At 58.5% G+C, this 15,677-nt stretch carries 10 protein-coding genes and 3 pseudogenes; 10 read left to right on the forward strand and 3 right to left on the reverse strand.

The genetic code is table 11. The annotated features are described in order from the left end of the window. Nucleotides 1–104: 104 nt before the first annotated feature. Nucleotides 105–1,349, forward strand: a pseudogene (locus ACA044_RS14845) (aminotransferase class I/II-fold pyridoxal phosphate-dependent enzyme); the annotation flags it as partial. A gap of 111 nt (nucleotides 1,350–1,460) precedes the next feature. Next, complete coding sequence (pgm, locus tag ACA044_RS14850) at nucleotides 1,461–3,107, forward strand: phosphoglucomutase (alpha-D-glucose-1,6-bisphosphate-dependent) (RefSeq protein WP_497447019.1); 1,647 nt, start codon at nucleotides 1,461–1,463, stop codon at nucleotides 3,105–3,107. Nucleotides 3,108–3,274: 167 nt separating this feature from the next. Here pgm and ACA044_RS14855 read toward each other — a convergent pair whose 3' ends face one another. After that, nucleotides 3,275–4,609, reverse strand: a complete 1,335-nt coding sequence (locus ACA044_RS14855) for an IS110 family RNA-guided transposase (RefSeq protein WP_497444406.1) — start codon at nucleotides 4,607–4,609, stop codon at nucleotides 3,275–3,277. A gap of 315 nt (nucleotides 4,610–4,924) precedes the next feature. Then, complete coding sequence (locus tag ACA044_RS14860) at nucleotides 4,925–5,620, reverse strand: pirin family protein (RefSeq protein ID WP_497447020.1); 696 nt, start codon at nucleotides 5,618–5,620, stop codon at nucleotides 4,925–4,927. Between the two features lie 280 nt (nucleotides 5,621–5,900). Here ACA044_RS14860 and ACA044_RS14865 point away from each other — a divergent pair, with 280 nt between their 5' ends. From ACA044_RS14865 to ACA044_RS14875, 3 genes are all read left to right on the forward strand, one after another. After that, on the forward strand, nucleotides 5,901–8,375 hold the full coding sequence (locus ACA044_RS14865; protein ID WP_497447021.1) for a UvrD-helicase domain-containing protein: 2,475 nt from the start codon (nucleotides 5,901–5,903) through the stop codon (nucleotides 8,373–8,375). A gap of 326 nt (nucleotides 8,376–8,701) precedes the next feature. After that, a complete protein-coding gene (locus ACA044_RS14870) occupies nucleotides 8,702–10,078 on the forward strand; it encodes a pyridoxal-phosphate dependent enzyme (protein WP_497447022.1) in 1,377 nt (458 codons plus the stop codon). Beyond that, nucleotides 10,075–11,256 carry a cystathionine gamma-synthase gene (locus ACA044_RS14875; protein WP_497447023.1) on the forward strand — a complete coding sequence of 394 codons (1,182 nt, stop codon included), beginning with the start codon at nucleotides 10,075–10,077 and terminating at the stop codon, nucleotides 11,254–11,256. The genes ACA044_RS14870 and ACA044_RS14875 overlap by 4 nt, the downstream gene beginning before the upstream one ends. A gap of 192 nt (nucleotides 11,257–11,448) precedes the next feature. Here the strand turns inward: ACA044_RS14875 and ACA044_RS14880 are convergent, their stop codons facing one another. Next, nucleotides 11,449–11,724, reverse strand: coding sequence for a DUF1652 domain-containing protein (locus tag ACA044_RS14880; RefSeq protein WP_490133199.1), 276 nt, complete (start codon nucleotides 11,722–11,724; stop codon nucleotides 11,449–11,451). A gap of 274 nt (nucleotides 11,725–11,998) precedes the next feature. Here ACA044_RS14880 and ACA044_RS14885 point away from each other — a divergent pair. The 5 genes and pseudogenes from ACA044_RS14885 to ACA044_RS14905 all read left to right on the forward strand — a co-directional run. After that, nucleotides 11,999–12,106: pseudogene (locus ACA044_RS14885) on the forward strand (DUF4440 domain-containing protein); the annotation flags it as partial. Between the two features lie 2 nt (nucleotides 12,107–12,108). Beyond that, nucleotides 12,109–12,408 (forward strand): annotated as a pseudogene (locus ACA044_RS14890) (FAD-dependent oxidoreductase); the annotation flags it as partial. A gap of 167 nt (nucleotides 12,409–12,575) precedes the next feature. Further along, entirely contained in the window at nucleotides 12,576–13,034 is a 459-nt protein-coding gene (locus ACA044_RS14895; protein ID WP_497447024.1) for an REP-associated tyrosine transposase, read from the forward strand. 475 nt (nucleotides 13,035–13,509) lie between these two features. After that, nucleotides 13,510–14,967, forward strand: a complete 1,458-nt coding sequence (locus ACA044_RS14900) for a serralysin family metalloprotease (protein WP_497447025.1) — start codon at nucleotides 13,510–13,512, stop codon at nucleotides 14,965–14,967. Nucleotides 14,968–15,059: 92 nt separating this feature from the next. Next, nucleotides 15,060–15,482: an AprI/Inh family metalloprotease inhibitor gene (locus ACA044_RS14905; protein WP_497447026.1), complete on the forward strand. Its 423-nt coding sequence runs from the start codon at nucleotides 15,060–15,062 to the stop codon at nucleotides 15,480–15,482. Nucleotides 15,483–15,677: the final 195 nt, after the last annotated feature.

Raw genomic sequence — 15,677 nt, forward strand, 5'->3', positions numbered from 1 at the left:
GTTCTTACAAAAAATCCTAACAGAAACGTCGTAAGAATGATGCTAGCTGTTGAAAACAATGATATTTTTAACAAGCGTCTTGTCGTATTTGTGCTTGCAGTATGAAGTATTCGCTGTTGGAGAAGGAAGGGCGCGTCTATTCAGTGGCCAAGTCCGGTTATTACGCACTGCCGGTGTCTTCCATCAGCATGCCCGGCAGCGGCAAGGACCTGCTCGAAACGGTCTATGTCAACGCCAGACGTCCCGGCATGCTGGTGCTGAGCGCCGATGAGCCGGCGTCGTTACAACCCCTGGATAGCCCGTTGCTGTTGCTGGAGAGAGAACTGCTGCGCCAGTATCCGCGCCAGCCACAACCGTCTTCACAACCCTGCGGCGAGCTGGAGCTGCGCACAGCCCTCGCGGCGCGCTATACCACTTCGCCGACACGCTGCTGGCATGCCGATGATGTCTATATCGGCGCAGACCTGCGTGGCGTACTGGAAATATTGATCTCCGTCCTTGGCCTCAAAGACGCCGTGGTGGTGGTGGAGTCGCCCTGCGACTGGGTGATTCTGCGCTTGCTCCAGGACGCGGACGTGCAGGTGATCGAGCTGCCGTTGCAAACCAGTGGCGATCTGGATCTTGAGCAGTTGAAGGCGCTGCTTGAGACCGGGCAGGTACGCCTGGTAATGCTTTCCTCAGGGCTGAACATGCCCAGGGGCAGCGTGGCGCCTGACAGCAACCGAAAATCAACCGCGCAACTGCTGGAACAACATGGCAGTTGGGTATTGGAAAACGATTGTTACGGCGAGCTCGAATTCGAACCGAACGGCTTGCGGTTTCGCGATCTGCTGGACCCTGATCGGCTGATCGTGTTTTCCTCGTTCGAGAAAATCATCGGCTCGGAGGCGCCCTATGGCTATCTGCTTTCGCGACAGCTGCGCGCCGAATTGCAACGGCACTTTTTACTGCGTGCATTCCGTTTGTCGCTGATTCGTCAGAAAGCCATCGCACGGCTGTACAGCAACGGACGTATCGATCAACACCTGCAGGTATTGCGTCGACTGCTCAAGGAACGCATGGTGCAGATGACCCAGTTGCTTGAAGAGCGTCTGCCTGATGCGCTGCACTTCGTCGAACCCCGGGGCGGGGCGACGATCTGGATCCGCTCGTTGCGCGAGGTCAATGTACATCGAGTGTTCCAGCGACTGCTCAAGCAGCAAGTGGTCATCGCGCCGGGGGAGTTGTTCAGCCTGCACGGCCTGCACGCGCAGCACTTGCGCCTGAGTCATACGTTCGGCGGCGATCACGACCTCGTCGCCGCACTGGGGCTGCTGGGGGACGCCTTGCGCCTGGAGTCGATCGATTGAGCCGAGGCGCAAAGCATCCTCGGTACCTGACATTCGATAACATCGCGCTACGGTCAAACTGTCAGTAAACTGCATCCCTATTCCCGAACCACTCTCTTTCAGAGGTTTTGCATGACACTCAGTCCTTTTGCGGGCAAACCGGCACCGGCAGAGCTGTTGGTCGACATCCCGCGACTGGTAACGGCCTATTACACCGGCCAGCCCGATGCAGCCATTTCTACCCAGCGTGTCGCTTTCGGCACGTCCGGACACCGAGGTAGCTCGTTCGACCTGAGTTTCAACGAATGGCATGTTCTGGCCATCAGCCAGGCGATCTGCCTGTACCGCGAAGCCCAGGGCATCGACGGTCCGCTGTTCGTCGGCATCGATACCCACGCGTTGTCCACGCCGGCCGGTGCCAGCGCGCTGGAAGTGCTGGCGGCGAACGGCGTGACGGTGATGATCGCCGAAGGTGACGAGTACACTCCGACGCCGGCCATTTCCCATGCGATTCTTTGCTACAACCGTGGGCGCACCTCAGGCCTGGCGGACGGCATCGTCATCACGCCGTCCCACAACCCGCCGCAAAGCGGTGGCTACAAGTACAATCCTACCAACGGCGGCCCGGCCGATACTCACATCACCAAGTGGATCGAAGCCAAGGCGAACGAGCTGCTGGCGGCCAAACTTGCTGACGTCAAACGCATCAGCTACGAGCAAGCCCTGAAGGCCAGCACTACTCATCGTCATGATTACCTCAACACCTATGTCGCCGACCTGATCAACGTGATCGACTTCGATGCTATCCGCGATGCGAAACTGCGTCTGGGTGTCGATCCGCTGGGCGGAGCAGGGGTGCGCTATTGGTCGGCGATTGCCGAGCACTACCGCCTGGACCTGGAGGTGGTGAATAAACAGGTCGATGCGACGTTCCGTTTCATGACCGTCGACTGGGACGGGCAGATCCGCATGGACCCATCGTCCAGCCACGCCATGCAAGGCCTGATCGGCCTGAAAGAGCGCTTCGACGTGGCCTTTGCCTGCGACCCGGACCATGACCGCCATGGCATCGTGACGCCGTCCGGTGGTTTGCTGGCACCGAACAACTACCTCGCCGTGTCGATCGACTACCTGTTCCAGAACCGCCCACAGTGGCGCGCCGACGCGGCCGTGGGCAAAACCGTGGTCAGCAGCGGTTTGATCGATCGCGTCGCCAAGCGTTTGGGGCGTCGTCTGTACGAAGTGCCGGTGGGTTTCAAATGGTTTGCTGACGGTCTGTTCGACGGTTCCCTCGGATTCGGCGGCGAAGAAAGCGCCGGCGCGTCGTTCCTGCGCAAGGACGGCGGGGTCTGGTGCACCGACAAGGACGGGTTGATTCCGGCCCTGCTGGCAGCCGAAATGACCGCTCGCACGGGCCGTGACCCGAGCCAGGCCTATCGTGCGCTGACCGATGAGCTGGGCGAACCCTTCTCGGTACGGGTCGATGCCAAGGCGAATCCTGAGCAGAAAGCGCTGCTGAGCAAATTGTCGCCGGACCAGGTCACCTCGACTCAACTGGCGGGCGAAGCGATCCAGAGCATCCTCAGCCACGCACCGGGCAACGACCAGGCCATCGGCGGCCTGAAAGTCATGACCGAGAACGGTTGGTTCGCGGCGCGGCCGTCGGGCACTGAGGACATCTACAAGATCTACGCAGAAAGCTTTGTCAGTGACGATCACCTCAAGCAACTGGTGGCAGAGGCTCAGACGCTCGTGGATGGCGCGATTTCTGCGAAGTGATTGAGGGCCCTGTGGCGAGGGGGCTTGCCCCCGTTGGGTTGCGAAGCGGCCCCAAATCGGTTAGCGAGATAGCAGATCCACCGCGCCGGTTGGATTGCGACTGCTTCGCAGCCGAGCGGGAGCAAGCTCTCATCAAACAAAAGCCAACCCTTTGTTTTTAATGTTTTTTAAGCGACGTCGACCAACCTCATGCCCAGCTTAGTAGCCTTGCGTTGCAAGGCTCTGACCTGGCGATCACGACTTTTAGCCTCATATTCTTCCATGCCTTTTTCCACGTACGGCTGTCCTTTGGTCAGCATGGCATAGATCAACCGAGCCAGTTGATGTGCCGTGGCCTTGATCGCGCATGAGGTATCCATGCGGGCCAGTCGGGCGCGATGACTGGCGCCAATGAAGCTTTTGTCGTTGCGGGCGCTGGAAGCGGCCTGCTTCAGAGCCTGCGCCGCTCGGTTAAACACTTTCGCAACCTGACCGGGTAACGGCTTGCCCCCTGATATTCGGGTGGGAGGTGCCAGGCCCATCCAGGAAGAAAATTGCTGCGGAGTCGGAAAGCGCGACAAATCAGGTCCTATTTCGCTCGCCAGAACCAAAGCGGTTTCAACTCCAATGGTGGGAATAGCGGTCAAATCAACGCCCATGATTTTCCCAAGCGCCTCATGCAGGCTGGCCTGTTCATCTGCCGAACGATGAGGGCTGCGCAGTGCCTTGGTGGGCTGCATGGGCGCATTGTTCAATACGGGAAGTCGATCAAGAGCCTCAACGATGGCCTGATCGCACTCGGTAATTTGCTCTTCCAGAAAATCATGGGCCGCCACTTCCTGAGCCAGGGCATGCAGATGCTCGATCCGCCAGTTACCGTGCAAACTACGGGCAATGGTTTGGTGATCAGCCTTGATACGACCGTCTCGAAAATTGGCTAATACTTGAGGATCGCGCTCGCCGCCGATGATGGCCTTGATAATTTTCATGCCTGTCAGGCCGGCGATATTGCTGATGACAGTGGCTAGTTGAATGTTCATCTGGGTCAGAGCTTTTTGCATGCGATTGATGGTCTTGGCTTGATCGCGAACCTTCATGGCACGCTGGCGAACCAAAGATCGCATCGAGCAAATATCATCAGCCGGCCGGAAAGCGCCTCTGAGTAAGCCGTGGGTCATGAGCTGCCAAATCCACTGGCAATCCAGGACATCAGATTTACGGCCGGTTATCTGGCGTGTAGCCCGGGAATTGACCAAATACACCTCGAAGCCTCTCGAGTCGAGAAGCTCGAAGAGCGGTATCCAGTAAACACCGGTGGCCTCCATCGCCACGACGTTGATTTTCAGCGATTCCAGCCATTCTGCCAGCTTCACCAAATCCTCAGTAAAGGTCGAAAAGCAGCGAACCGGCGTATCGCTTTGGCCGGGGTTGATGCCGACCCAGTGCTCACGGCTACCGATATCGATCCCCGCACAATGAGGATGAATTACTTCAAATCGTTTCTGCTGGTTCTTGCGCGCCATGACAATTCCTCGCAGGATTGAAAGGCGCGCGGGGAACACGGTGGCGAACGGATTCACTCTCTCATACGTGGTCACAGCTTGCTGTGCCTACAACGACTCCACGCCGATACCGTGCAGACCACTCTCCCTCTCGGGTGCGCACACACCAGTGATGGCTACGGTCTCTGCCCCCGCGCGCTCCCCAATCTTAGGTCGGACACTTGTTTGCTGCGCGACAGCGCAGCGTCGAAGACGCGGCGGCCACTCCCTCGCCACAAATGAGTAAAGAAAGGGCGACCAGTAACGGTCGCCCTTTTTTGTCACGCATTTACTGCATCAAGCCAGATCCACCAACACAATTTCACTGTCCTCAATCGCAGTCACGCGCAGCACCTGCTCATCGGCAATCGCGACACCGTCTCGAGCTTGTGCGCGCAAGCCATTGACTTCAATGACGCCCGTCGCTGGCACCAGATAAGCGCGACGGTCATTGTCCAGATGATATTCCGCCGTTTCTCCGGCTTTCAGATTGGCCGCCACCAAACGCGCATCGGCACGAATGCGCAGGCTTTGATCATCACCAGCCTTGCCGCTGGCCAGGGTCACAAAGCCTTCGCGCTGGCCTTTGGGGAACGGCTTGGCGCCCCACGACGGTGCCGAACCGGCTTCGTTGGGGATGATCCAGATCTGAAAGATTCGGGTTTCGGTGGCTTCCAGGTTGTATTCGCTGTGGGCGATCCCGGTGCCGGCGCTCATGACCTGAACGTCACCCGCTTCGGTGCGGCCCTTGTTGCCAAGGTTATCCTGGTGGGTAATCGCGCCTTCACGCACGTAGGTGATGATTTCCATGTCCCGGTGTGGGTGTTGCGGGAACCCGGTACCGGCGGCAATCACGTCGTCGTTCCACACCCGCAGGTTGCCCCAGTTCATGCGTTTGGGGTCGTGGTACTCGGCAAACGAAAAGTGGTGATGGGCATCCAACCAGCCATGGTGCGCGCCGCCCAGCGAGTTGAAAGGTCTGAGTTCAAGCATGATCGTCTCCTGAAAAGGTTCGTCATGGGGCAGAACGCCTGAGCCACAAAACGAGAACCGGTGGTTGATGGCAAGCATCATCTATCAGGTAATGATCGATAAAAAGCGTAAAAATTGCCTGAATCCAATCAAATAAACCGATATTAAGTAACCTCGAAACGTTCTCATCCAACGTTCACTTCATCGCATAAGCCAATGACCTGTAAGCATTTCACTAGAACTCATCGGCAAATGCAGACACCATAGCCCTCAACAGCCTCACCCCCTGGAGTCCGTCAGCGTGCCGCAACACACCCCCGATCTTCCCCCCGAACTTCGCCCGTTGGCCGAGATGCCTTTGCTCAAGCGCTTGGCCGCCCGGTTCTTTGGTCACGGCCTTACCCGTCTGCGCGCGCAACACCGTGCGTCCTGGCTGCACGGGCAAGCCGACGGTTTTCGCAGCGGCCACAGCGCCGGTGTGGAGTACGGCTATAAGGAAGGTAAGCTCGAGGGGTTGGAGGAAGGCCGGCAGGTTCTGCTGATCCGCGACTCGCGCTCAACCGAGCATCGGCCGCCCAACGTCGATGACAATCTGTTCGACGATTGGCGCCTGCCATTGAGTGCTGAGCTGAAGAAGCGCATGAAGGCCGACGTTGCACGGTTGCTGCCCACACACGCCCAGCCGAGCGCTGCCCAATGGAAGATGATTTTCAGCGACACACCGTCGACCTCGGTGATCGCCGGGGCGGGCGCGGGCAAGTCGACCACCCTGGTGCTGCGAATCCTGCTGCTCAGCCATTACCTGGGGTTTGAGCTGAGTTCGATGACTGTGGTGACCTTCACTCGTGAATCGCGCAAGGATTTCATTACCAAGCTGATCGAGCTGTTTGCAGTCTGGGGTCGGGGAATCAGCCTTAAAGAGGCGCGCGATCTGGTGCGCACCTTCCATTCGCGCATCCTGCCGATGGTTCGTAGCCTGCCGGGCTTCGAACGGCTGCAAGCCTTCGAAAATCTTAGCTTTCGCGTGCAGGGCGCCGATGAGGAGGTCGACAGCAATCCCTTCGACCTGCGAATCAACGACGCTCAGCGTCAACAACTCAACGCCTGCTATCACAGCCTGCATACACGCGATGAGCGTTTCCGTGAATTGATCAAGCCCCTGTCTCGTCACGCCTTGCAGCTCAAGGAGCTGGAGCGTGATCACCCGGACGTGCAAAAACGCATGGCGGTGACTGAGCTGGCCGCCAAGCGCGATGAAGAACTCTGCGACACCCTCGAAGACCTGTGGTTTCGCGCCGGCGCCTGGCCGATCAAGGGCATCGAGCCGAATCGCCAGACATTCGATGTCAACGGCTCGACCTTTCATTGCCACGGCTACATTCCGGCGCTGGACGCCTGGGTGGTGCTGGGTTTCGATCCCCGGGAGAATCCTCAGGTCAGCCGTCCGAATGCCAAACTTTCAGTGCGCGCAGAATGGGCGGTAAAGCGCACCCTGTTTCAGGCTTTCTGTCGTAAGCCATTGATATGGCTAGACAGTTATGAGTCTTCAAAGCGCATTTTAGCCTCGCTTGCCGGTGATGCGAGTGCCGGGCCAGGCTTCGATTACAAGGTCAAGGGCGAGCTCGGTTCCGCGCCGCTGCTGGACTGTTTTGTCGCGGCGGCCGGGTTTATCGAAAACCTCGGCCTGGATGTACCCAATGCCGTAGGCCAGATGAGTTTCGCCAAGGATGACCCGGACCGGTTTTTCTTCGAGGCCTTGAGTCTGTTCTGGCGAGCGCTGGAAGATCATCTGCTGGATCAATCGCCACCGGTGATGACCTACAACCGGATGTTCGCCTTGTTCAGCGAGCATTCACCGGAGAATCTCAAGCTGCTGAGCGATGAGCTGCTCAGGCCAATGTCGCACTTGATGATTGACGAGTTTCAGGACGTATCGCCGCAGATTGTCTCCTGGATTCGTGCCAGCCTGGCCGAGATCCGCAGCCGCGGCCCAGCCATGCATGTGGGGCGCGGCGCGCAACGTTCGTCATTGCTTTGTGTCGGTGATGACTGGCAGTCCATCTATGGCTGGCGCGGTAGCTCGCCGACTTACTTCATGGAGTTCAACAAGGAATTCCCGTCGCCGAGCACGACCAAAGTGATGCTCAGCGACAATTACCGCAGCCATCAACACATCATCGACGCGGCGGAGCATATTGTCCGCGCGGCACCGGCGATCGCCGGCAAGAAGGCCAAGGCCAGCGGTGAAACCAAAGCGCTGCTGCCGGTGAATGTTCTCGATCGGGATGACCAGGGCATGGCCCAGCGTCTGACCGAACACTACAGAAAGGGCGATTCAATCTTGATGCTTTATCGAAAAAGTAGCGATAAGTCATTGATAGAAGAGCATATTCAGTCTGTAGTTAATGTGGATTCTAACTTACCGTACGAGGCGCGACGGCTCAAACAACTGACCTATCACAGCGCCAAAGGCTTGCAGGCTGACGCCGTGTTTCTGCTGGGCGATTGCCAGCATCTGACCAGTTCACCCTACAAGAACCAGGTCTATCGCATGGCCGGCCTCGGCAAGGCTGGTGACAGCGAGCCTTACGACAGTGCACAGAAAGACGAGATTTTGCGGCTGGCCTATGTGGGCATCACTCGGGCGGTGAGCCATTGCTACTGGTATGTCGATGGCCAGGATACCCAGGCGGCGAATATGCCCAAGGCCTCCGACCGGATCGGCAAGGGCAAGGCGTTCTTTGCGGATCACCGTCAGGGAAAAGTGCCGGCCTGACCCCTAATGTTGTTCACTCAAGGGAGTCTTGAGTCAGAAAAGACCTGTGGCTAGGGAGCTTGCTCCCGCTTGAGTGCGTAGCACTCATAAATATCGGCGACTGTTGTCAGATTTTTGGGGCTGCTACGCAGCCCAACGCGAGCAAGCTCGCTCGCCACAAAGGTAGGCATGGCTGAAGAATATGCCGCTACCGACGGGCTACGAAAAGTTGCGGGGGGCGCATTCCCGGCCTATGGTCCAAGCGAGACTTTGCTTGCGACTGGCGCGCGACGGCTCGCCGCAGGTCGCTGTCCATCCAGTGCGGATACCCGCAACGAGGTGACGACATGCCGAATGACTCCCGTCCCGCCGTGCTCGAATTGATCGGCAATACGCCGCTGGTGCGCGTCAGCCGTTTCGATACCGGCCCGTGTACGCTATTCCTCAAACTCGAATCGCAGAACCCCGGCGGTTCGATCAAGGATCGCATCGGCCTAGCAATGATCGATGCCGCCGAGCGCGACGGCCGCCTGTGCCCCGGCGGTACCATCGTCGAGGCCACTGCCGGCAACACCGGTCTGGGCCTGGCCCTGGTCGGCCGTGCCAAGGGTTACCGAGTGGTGTTGGTGGTGCCGGACAAGATGTCTACCGAAAAGGTCCTGCACCTCAAGGCGATGGGCGCCGAGGTGCACATCACCCGTTCCGACGTCGGCAAGGGCCATCCCGAGTATTACCAGGATGTCGCTGCACGGCTGACGCAGGAAATTCCCGATGCCTTCTTCGCCGATCAGTTCAACAACCCGGCCAACCCGCTGGCCCACGAGTGCAGCACCGCGCCGGAGATCTGGGCGCAGACCCAGCATGATCTGGACGCCATCGTCGTCGGTGTCGGTTCGGCCGGCACCCTGACCGGGCTTACCCGCTTCTTTCGCCGCGTACAGCCGAACCTGGAAATGGTGCTGGCCGATCCGGTCGGCTCGGTAATGGCCGAATACAGCCGTAGCGGCACCCTCGGCATGCCCGGTTCCTGGGCGGTGGAAGGCATCGGCGAAGACTTCATCCCGTCGATTGCCGACCTTTCCAGCGTGCGTAAGGCCTACTCGATCAGCGACGAGGAAAGCTTCGATCATGCCCGCCAACTGCTGCGGGCCGAAGGCATTCTCGGCGGTTCTTCGACCGGCACCTTGCTGGCGGCGGCATTGCGTTACTGCCGCGAGCAAACCGAGCCGAAGCGGGTGGTCAGTTTCGTTTGCGACACCGGCACCCGCTATCTGTCGAAGATCTACAACGACCAGTGGATGAACGATCAGGGCCTGCTTGCGCGCAAGCGCTACGGCGATCTGCGCGACCTGATCGCGCGGCGCTTCGAGGATGGCCGGGTGATCAGCGTGGGCCCGGACGACACGCTGCTCACTGCCTTCCAGCGCATGCGCCTGGCGGATGTGTCGCAACTGCCGGTGCTGGTGGATGGAGAGCGGCTGGTCGGCGTGATCGACGAGTCCGATATTCTGCTTGGCGTGCACCAGGACGCTTCGCACTATCGCCTGACGGTGTCCAGTGCAATGACCGACAAGCTGCAAACGCTGCCTCCCGGCGCCAGCCTGGCTGAACTGGAGGCGGTGCTCGACCGCGGGCTGGTGGCGATCATCGCCGACACCTCGGGTTTTCATGGCCTGATTACCCGCGTCGACATGCTCAATCACTTGCGGAGATCCCTCGCATGAGTCAACACGATGAAACTGCCGCGCCACGCGGCTTCGCCACCCGTGTGATCCATGCCGGCCAGGTGCCGGACCCTTCCACCGGGGCGCTGATGCCGCCGATTTACGCCAACTCCACCTATGCGCAGCAGAGCCCCGGCGTGCACAAGGGCTTTGACTACGGGCGTTCGCACAATCCGACGCGCTTTGCGTTGGAACGTTGCGTGGCGGACCTTGAGGGCGGCACCCAGGCTTTCGCCTTCGCTTCCGGGTTGGCGGCAATCGCTACCGTGCTCGAACTGCTTGATGCTGGCGCACACATCGTTTCTGGCAATGACCTGTACGGCGGCACTTTCCGACTGTTCGAGCGAGTACGCCGGCGTAGCGCCGGGCATCGCTTCAGTTTCGTCGATCTGACTGACCTGGCAGCCTTCGAAGCGGCGCTGCAGGACGACACGCGGATGGTCTGGGTCGAGACGCCGAGCAATCCTTTGCTGAGCCTCACTGACCTCGCCGCCGTCGCGCGCACCTGTCGCGAGCGAGGCATCATCTGCGTGGCCGACAACACCTTCGCCAGCCCGTGGATACAGCGCCCGCTGGAGTTGGGCTTCGATATCGTGCTGCACTCGACGACCAAGTACCTGAACGGCCACTCCGACGTGATTGGCGGCATCGCGGTGGTTGGGCAGAACGTCGAGCTGGCCGAGCGCCTGGGCTTTTTGCAGAACGCGGTGGGGGCTATCGCCGGGCCGTTCGACGCGTTCCTCACGTTGCGCGGGGTGAAGACCCTGGCGCTGCGCATGGAACGCCATTGCAGCAACGCGCTGGAGCTGGCGCAATGGCTAGAGCGTCAGCCGCAGGTGGCGCGCGTTTACTATCCGGGCCTGCCATCGCACCCGCAGCACGAACTGGCGCGGCGGCAGATGCGTGGGTTCGGCGGGATGATTTCCATGGACCTGAACAGCGATCTGGCTGGCGCCAAGCGCTTTCTCGAGAGTGTGCGGATCTTTGCCCTGGCCGAGAGCCTGGGTGGGGTGGAAAGCCTGATCGAGCACCCGGCAATCATGACCCACGCCAGCATCCCCGTCGAAACCCGGGCACAACTCGGCATCGGCGATGCGCTGGTGCGTTTATCAGTGGGGGTTGAGGATGTCGAAGACCTGCGTACCGATCTGGCCCAGGCCCTGTTGCTGATGGGTTAAGCGCACTCCATGTGGGAAGCGGGCTTGTGTGGCGAGGGGGCTTGCCCCCGTTCGGCTGCGAAGCAGTCGCAAAACCGGTAGATGCGTTTTGCCTGGAGAGTCGCGGTGGTTTTTTGGGGCCGCTACGCGACCCAACGGGGGCAAGCCCCCTCGCCACATCCCGCTCCCACAGGTTTTGTCGAGTGATGACCGTCAGGCATAACTCCTGAGCGCCTCCGGCGGAATGAACGCTTCCAGCTCATCCTCCACCGCTTCGATTATCCGTTCTACATCGGCGGCATTCATGACCGTTGCACAAGGAATGCCAGCAATGGCGATCATGGTTTCGCCACTGGCGCGGTCGAACAGCCGGGCAACCATACTGCCCGGAGCGTCCATGGTCGCTTCGAAACCCATGGGATGAAAATGCCAGCGCATCAGCTGGCAGGCATTTGGAAAAGTGACTTTGCTGAAAGACCCTTGATTCATGTGTTGCCCGCCTTCTTCATCGAGCGCTTCCTTTAGCTCATGTTAGGAGGGAAGAGCCTTCAATGGCTCAACCGGTGACTGTCTTTAAAAGTAGCATCCAGATGTGAAAATCATGTGGAATTTTTCAGTCCGTTTAGCAATTGGTTCATTTTTTTTGATACAGATCACGAGATAGCGATTTTTCGGCGAAAGGCCAGCATCGTGAGGGCATTCCATTGGTCATTGAAGCCCAGGCAGAACTTCGGCAAGTTCGGCTTTTCTCGTCGAGTCCTTTGTGCACGCCGATGATGATGGTCCGTTGCAAACCCAGGCCACGGGCGAGACGGTCATGCGTTACCACCTGCGCTGGAAGCACCGGGATCTGGAGGGTGTCATGGCGCTTTCGCCTTGTCTGGCGGTTATGGCGGGGAGGGCGTCGGCGCCAGCAACCTCGGCGGTCGGACCCTGGCCGACCTGATTCTTGAGCGCGATACCGAGTTGGTCCGCCAGCCGTGGGTCATTCCTCAGGGCGGTCTCGATGCGCTCAAGGCTTGGGAACCGGAGCCCTGCCGCTGGCTGGGCTACAACGCAATCATCCGCAGCTTCGTCCACGAAGACCAGACTCTGGCCAACCCGTTCACCACGCCCTGGCGGTGCAAACTGGCCAGCGGGGTCGCGGGCTTCATGGAAGGTTTCATGCACTAAACAATGACGCTCTGATGTGGCCCGATGTCATGGCCAGCATCAGCAACTGTGGAACAAGATTCGGACGGGCAGCTAATCGGTCATATTTTGTAGCCAATGGCGCCCGTTGGGCTGGCTGCAACAGTTTGGATTCCATGCCTTCTGTCGGTAGACAAGGAGGCAATGGAATGCCTGTCTGTTCGAAAGCGGGTCATCTGCGCATTGGGCGTTGTTCGGAACCTGGACGCATCTACGTGTTAACAGCCGTCGTTCATGATAGGCAGCCGATTTTTACCGATTGGCGGTTGGGGGGATTGGTTGCTCGGCAATTGCATCAGGCACAGGAGGAGCGTTGGGCAGATTTTTTGACTTGGGTGGTGATGCCAGATCATATGCACTGTTTGGTACAACTTCAGGATAAGACGTTGGCCGAGCTGATGTGTCGAATCAAATCCCGTAGCAGTCTGGCGGTTAATCAGGCGCTAGGGCGAAGCGGGCGTTTGTGGCAGAAGGGCTATCAGGATCGAGCGGTTCGGCGGGAGGAGGACGTGAAAGCTCTTGCTCGATATGTCGTTGCCAATCCCATTCGAGCGGGACTGGTTGCACGTGTTCATGATTATCCATTGTGGGATGCGTGTTGGCTGTGATTTTACGACTGCTGCGCAGCCGAACGCAGCCTTCGGCAGCTGCTACAGATCCCCGGTTCGCCACGATTTTTTGTAGCAGCTGGCGCAGCCTGCGTTCGGCTGCGCAGCAGTTGTAAAATTCGACCCGCTCAATAAAAATTGAAAGTGATAGCAATGCACTGGCACTTATATTAAAAAGTCCGGGAAAGTGAGGCGCCCTCAACAAAAAACCAACTTACGCCCATTTAATATTTAAATAGCAAATTGTCAGACAATCCCGCTGAGCCTCTGAACTAAAAACAATATTTCGACAGCATGTGCACTGTTTCCGGGAGTTCGCCGGAGCAACTCAATTTGACGTCAAAAAAAATGTAGACGTTTGATTTCGAATTGTGTCAGTTTTCTTTCGCCTTCATTGGGCGAGTGATAGGACGATCTCGCCAGAGATTGTCGTATCGGACAAAACTGTTCCATTGCTAAACAAGGAAGTGTGTTTATGTCGAAAGTAAAAGACAACGCTATTGATCTTGCCGAACAAGCCTTTGCGCCATCGCAAGCATTGGCTGCACCCAGTTCCGCCTACAACCAGATCAATAGTTTCAGCCATCAGTATGACCGGGGCGGCAATCTCACGGTCAATGGCAAACCCTCCTTCTCCGTCGACGAGGCCGCTACCCAGCTGCTGCGCGACGGCGCTGCTTACCAGGACAAGGACGGCAGCGGCAAAATCGAACTCACCTACACGTTCCTGACCTCGGCCTCGTCGAGCACCATGAACAAACACGGCATTACCGGGTTCAGTCAGTTCAGTGCGCAACAGAAAGCCCAGGCCGTGCTCGCCATGCAATCCTGGGCCGACGTGGCCAACGTCACCTTCACCGATAAAACCTCTGGTGGCGATGGTCACATGACCTTCGGCAACTACAGCGGCGGGCAGGATGGCGCGGCGGCATTCGCCTATCTGCCTGGCACGGGTGCAGGTTATGACGGTACTTCCTGGTATCTGACGGGCAGTGGCTACAACGTCAACAAGACGCCGGGCCTGAACAACTACGGCCGTCAGACCCTGACTCACGAGATCGGTCACTCTCTGGGCCTGGCTCACCCAGGCGACTACAACGCCGGTGAAGGCGCGCCAACCTACAATGACGCGACTTACGGGGAAGACACCCGCGGCTACAGCGTCATGAGTTACTGGAGTGAAAGCAATACCGACCAGAACTTCAGCAAGGGCGGTGTGGAAGCCTATTCCTCCGGCCCGTTGATGGACGATATCGCCGCCATCCAAAAACTCTACGGTGCCAATACCACCACTCGTACCGGTGACACCACCTACGGTTTCAACTCCAACGCCGGTCGCGACTTCCTGAGCGCCTCTTCGTCGTCAGACAAGGTTGTGTTTTCGGTCTGGGATGCGGGCGGCAAGGACACCCTGGACTTCTCCGGTTTTACCCAAAACCAGAAGATCAACCTCAATGACGCCTCGTTTTCCGACGTTGGCGGCTTGGTGGGTAACGTGTCCATCGCCAAGGGTGTCACCGTCGAGAACGCGATTGGCGGTTCGGGTAGCGACCTGCTGATCGGTAACGGCGTGTCCAACGAGCTGAAGGGCGGTGCCGGCAACGACATCCTCTACGGCGCGGGCGGTGCAGACAAACTGTGGGGCGGCTCGGGTTCGGACACCTTCGTGTTCGCCGCCAGCAGCGACTCCAAGCCGGGTGCCGTCGACCAGATCCTCGATTTTGTCAGTGGCCTGGACAAGATCGACCTGACCGGCATCACCAACGGCGCGGGCCTGCACTTCGTGAATTCGTTCACCGGTGCGGCAGGCGATGCGGTGCTAACCACTTCGGGCGGCAACAGCTTGTTGTCGGTGGACTTCTCCGGGCATGGCGTGGCTGACTTCCTTGTCAGTACCGTTGGCCAGGCGGCGTACTCGGACATCGCGGCCTGATCCAAGGCAAGAAGGAGGGCGGCGCTTGACGCGCCGCGCTCTGTCCTTGAATGGCAGGTGTTATGAGTCTACGCCCCAGAGTAAAACGCCCTATGATCCAGAACGCTTTTACCTACAAAGCAACCGCGTGGCTGTTGGCGACGCTGATGATGTTTCTTGGAGATGTAGCCATGGCACGCAGTCTGAAATTAGCCGACCCGTCGGAACTCGCGGGGAAATGGCAGGCCACCTTGAACGCCACGCAAGACTCGCCCGAGTCCCAGGCGCTACAGGACAAACCATCGAACGTTTGCACGATCGAGCTTAAATCGGACCAGACCCTGGGCGAGGGGGCCGACTGCCTCGGCGCCTGGCTGAATGCGCCGGCGATGGGCTGGTTCCCGGAACCGGACGGCATTGCCGTGACCGGTAAAGAAGGCTCAAGAATTGTGTTTTTCAGCCGACAGCATGAGGGGCTTTATAAAAGCACCTTGAAGTCGGGTCTGATCATTACGCTCAAGCGCGAAGCGCATTAAGCGAAAAACTCCGGGCCGACACCGGATGCTGGATATAAAACTCGTTATGACGGTTATAAGCAGCCCATTAATAACTGTAACTCTTTAAGGATCACAAAGAGTTGTTATCAATGTGTAAGCGATAACCGGCAAAAGAATGTCTCGACCCGTGTGCGGACAGTTAATTGGAACCTTGCCAAGCAGGCGAGGATTAAT

This window comes from Pseudomonas sp. LBUM1673 (assembly GCF_059695645.1).

Excerpts from the sequence above, each read along its gene's own strand:
- ACA044_RS14895 (WP_497447024.1), top strand. The coding sequence starts at position 12,576 with ATGCCTGTCTGTTCGAAAGCGGGTCATCTGCGCATTGGGCGTTGTTCG.
- ACA044_RS14875 (WP_497447023.1), top strand. The coding sequence starts at position 10,075 with ATGAGTCAACACGATGAAACTGCCGCGCCACGCGGCTTCGCCACCCGT.
- ACA044_RS14900 (WP_497447025.1), top strand. The coding sequence starts at position 13,510 with ATGTCGAAAGTAAAAGACAACGCTATTGATCTTGCCGAACAAGCCTTT.
- ACA044_RS14880 (WP_490133199.1), bottom strand. The coding sequence starts at position 11,724 with ATGAATCAAGGGTCTTTCAGCAAAGTCACTTTTCCAAATGCCTGCCAG.
- ACA044_RS14905 (WP_497447026.1), top strand. The coding sequence starts at position 15,060 with ATGATCCAGAACGCTTTTACCTACAAAGCAACCGCGTGGCTGTTGGCG.
- ACA044_RS14855 (WP_497444406.1), bottom strand. The coding sequence starts at position 4,609 with ATGGCGCGCAAGAACCAGCAGAAACGATTTGAAGTAATTCATCCTCAT.
- pgm (WP_497447019.1), top strand. The coding sequence starts at position 1,461 with ATGACACTCAGTCCTTTTGCGGGCAAACCGGCACCGGCAGAGCTGTTG.
- ACA044_RS14860 (WP_497447020.1), bottom strand. The coding sequence starts at position 5,620 with ATGCTTGAACTCAGACCTTTCAACTCGCTGGGCGGCGCGCACCATGGC.
- ACA044_RS14870 (WP_497447022.1), top strand. The coding sequence starts at position 8,702 with ATGCCGAATGACTCCCGTCCCGCCGTGCTCGAATTGATCGGCAATACG.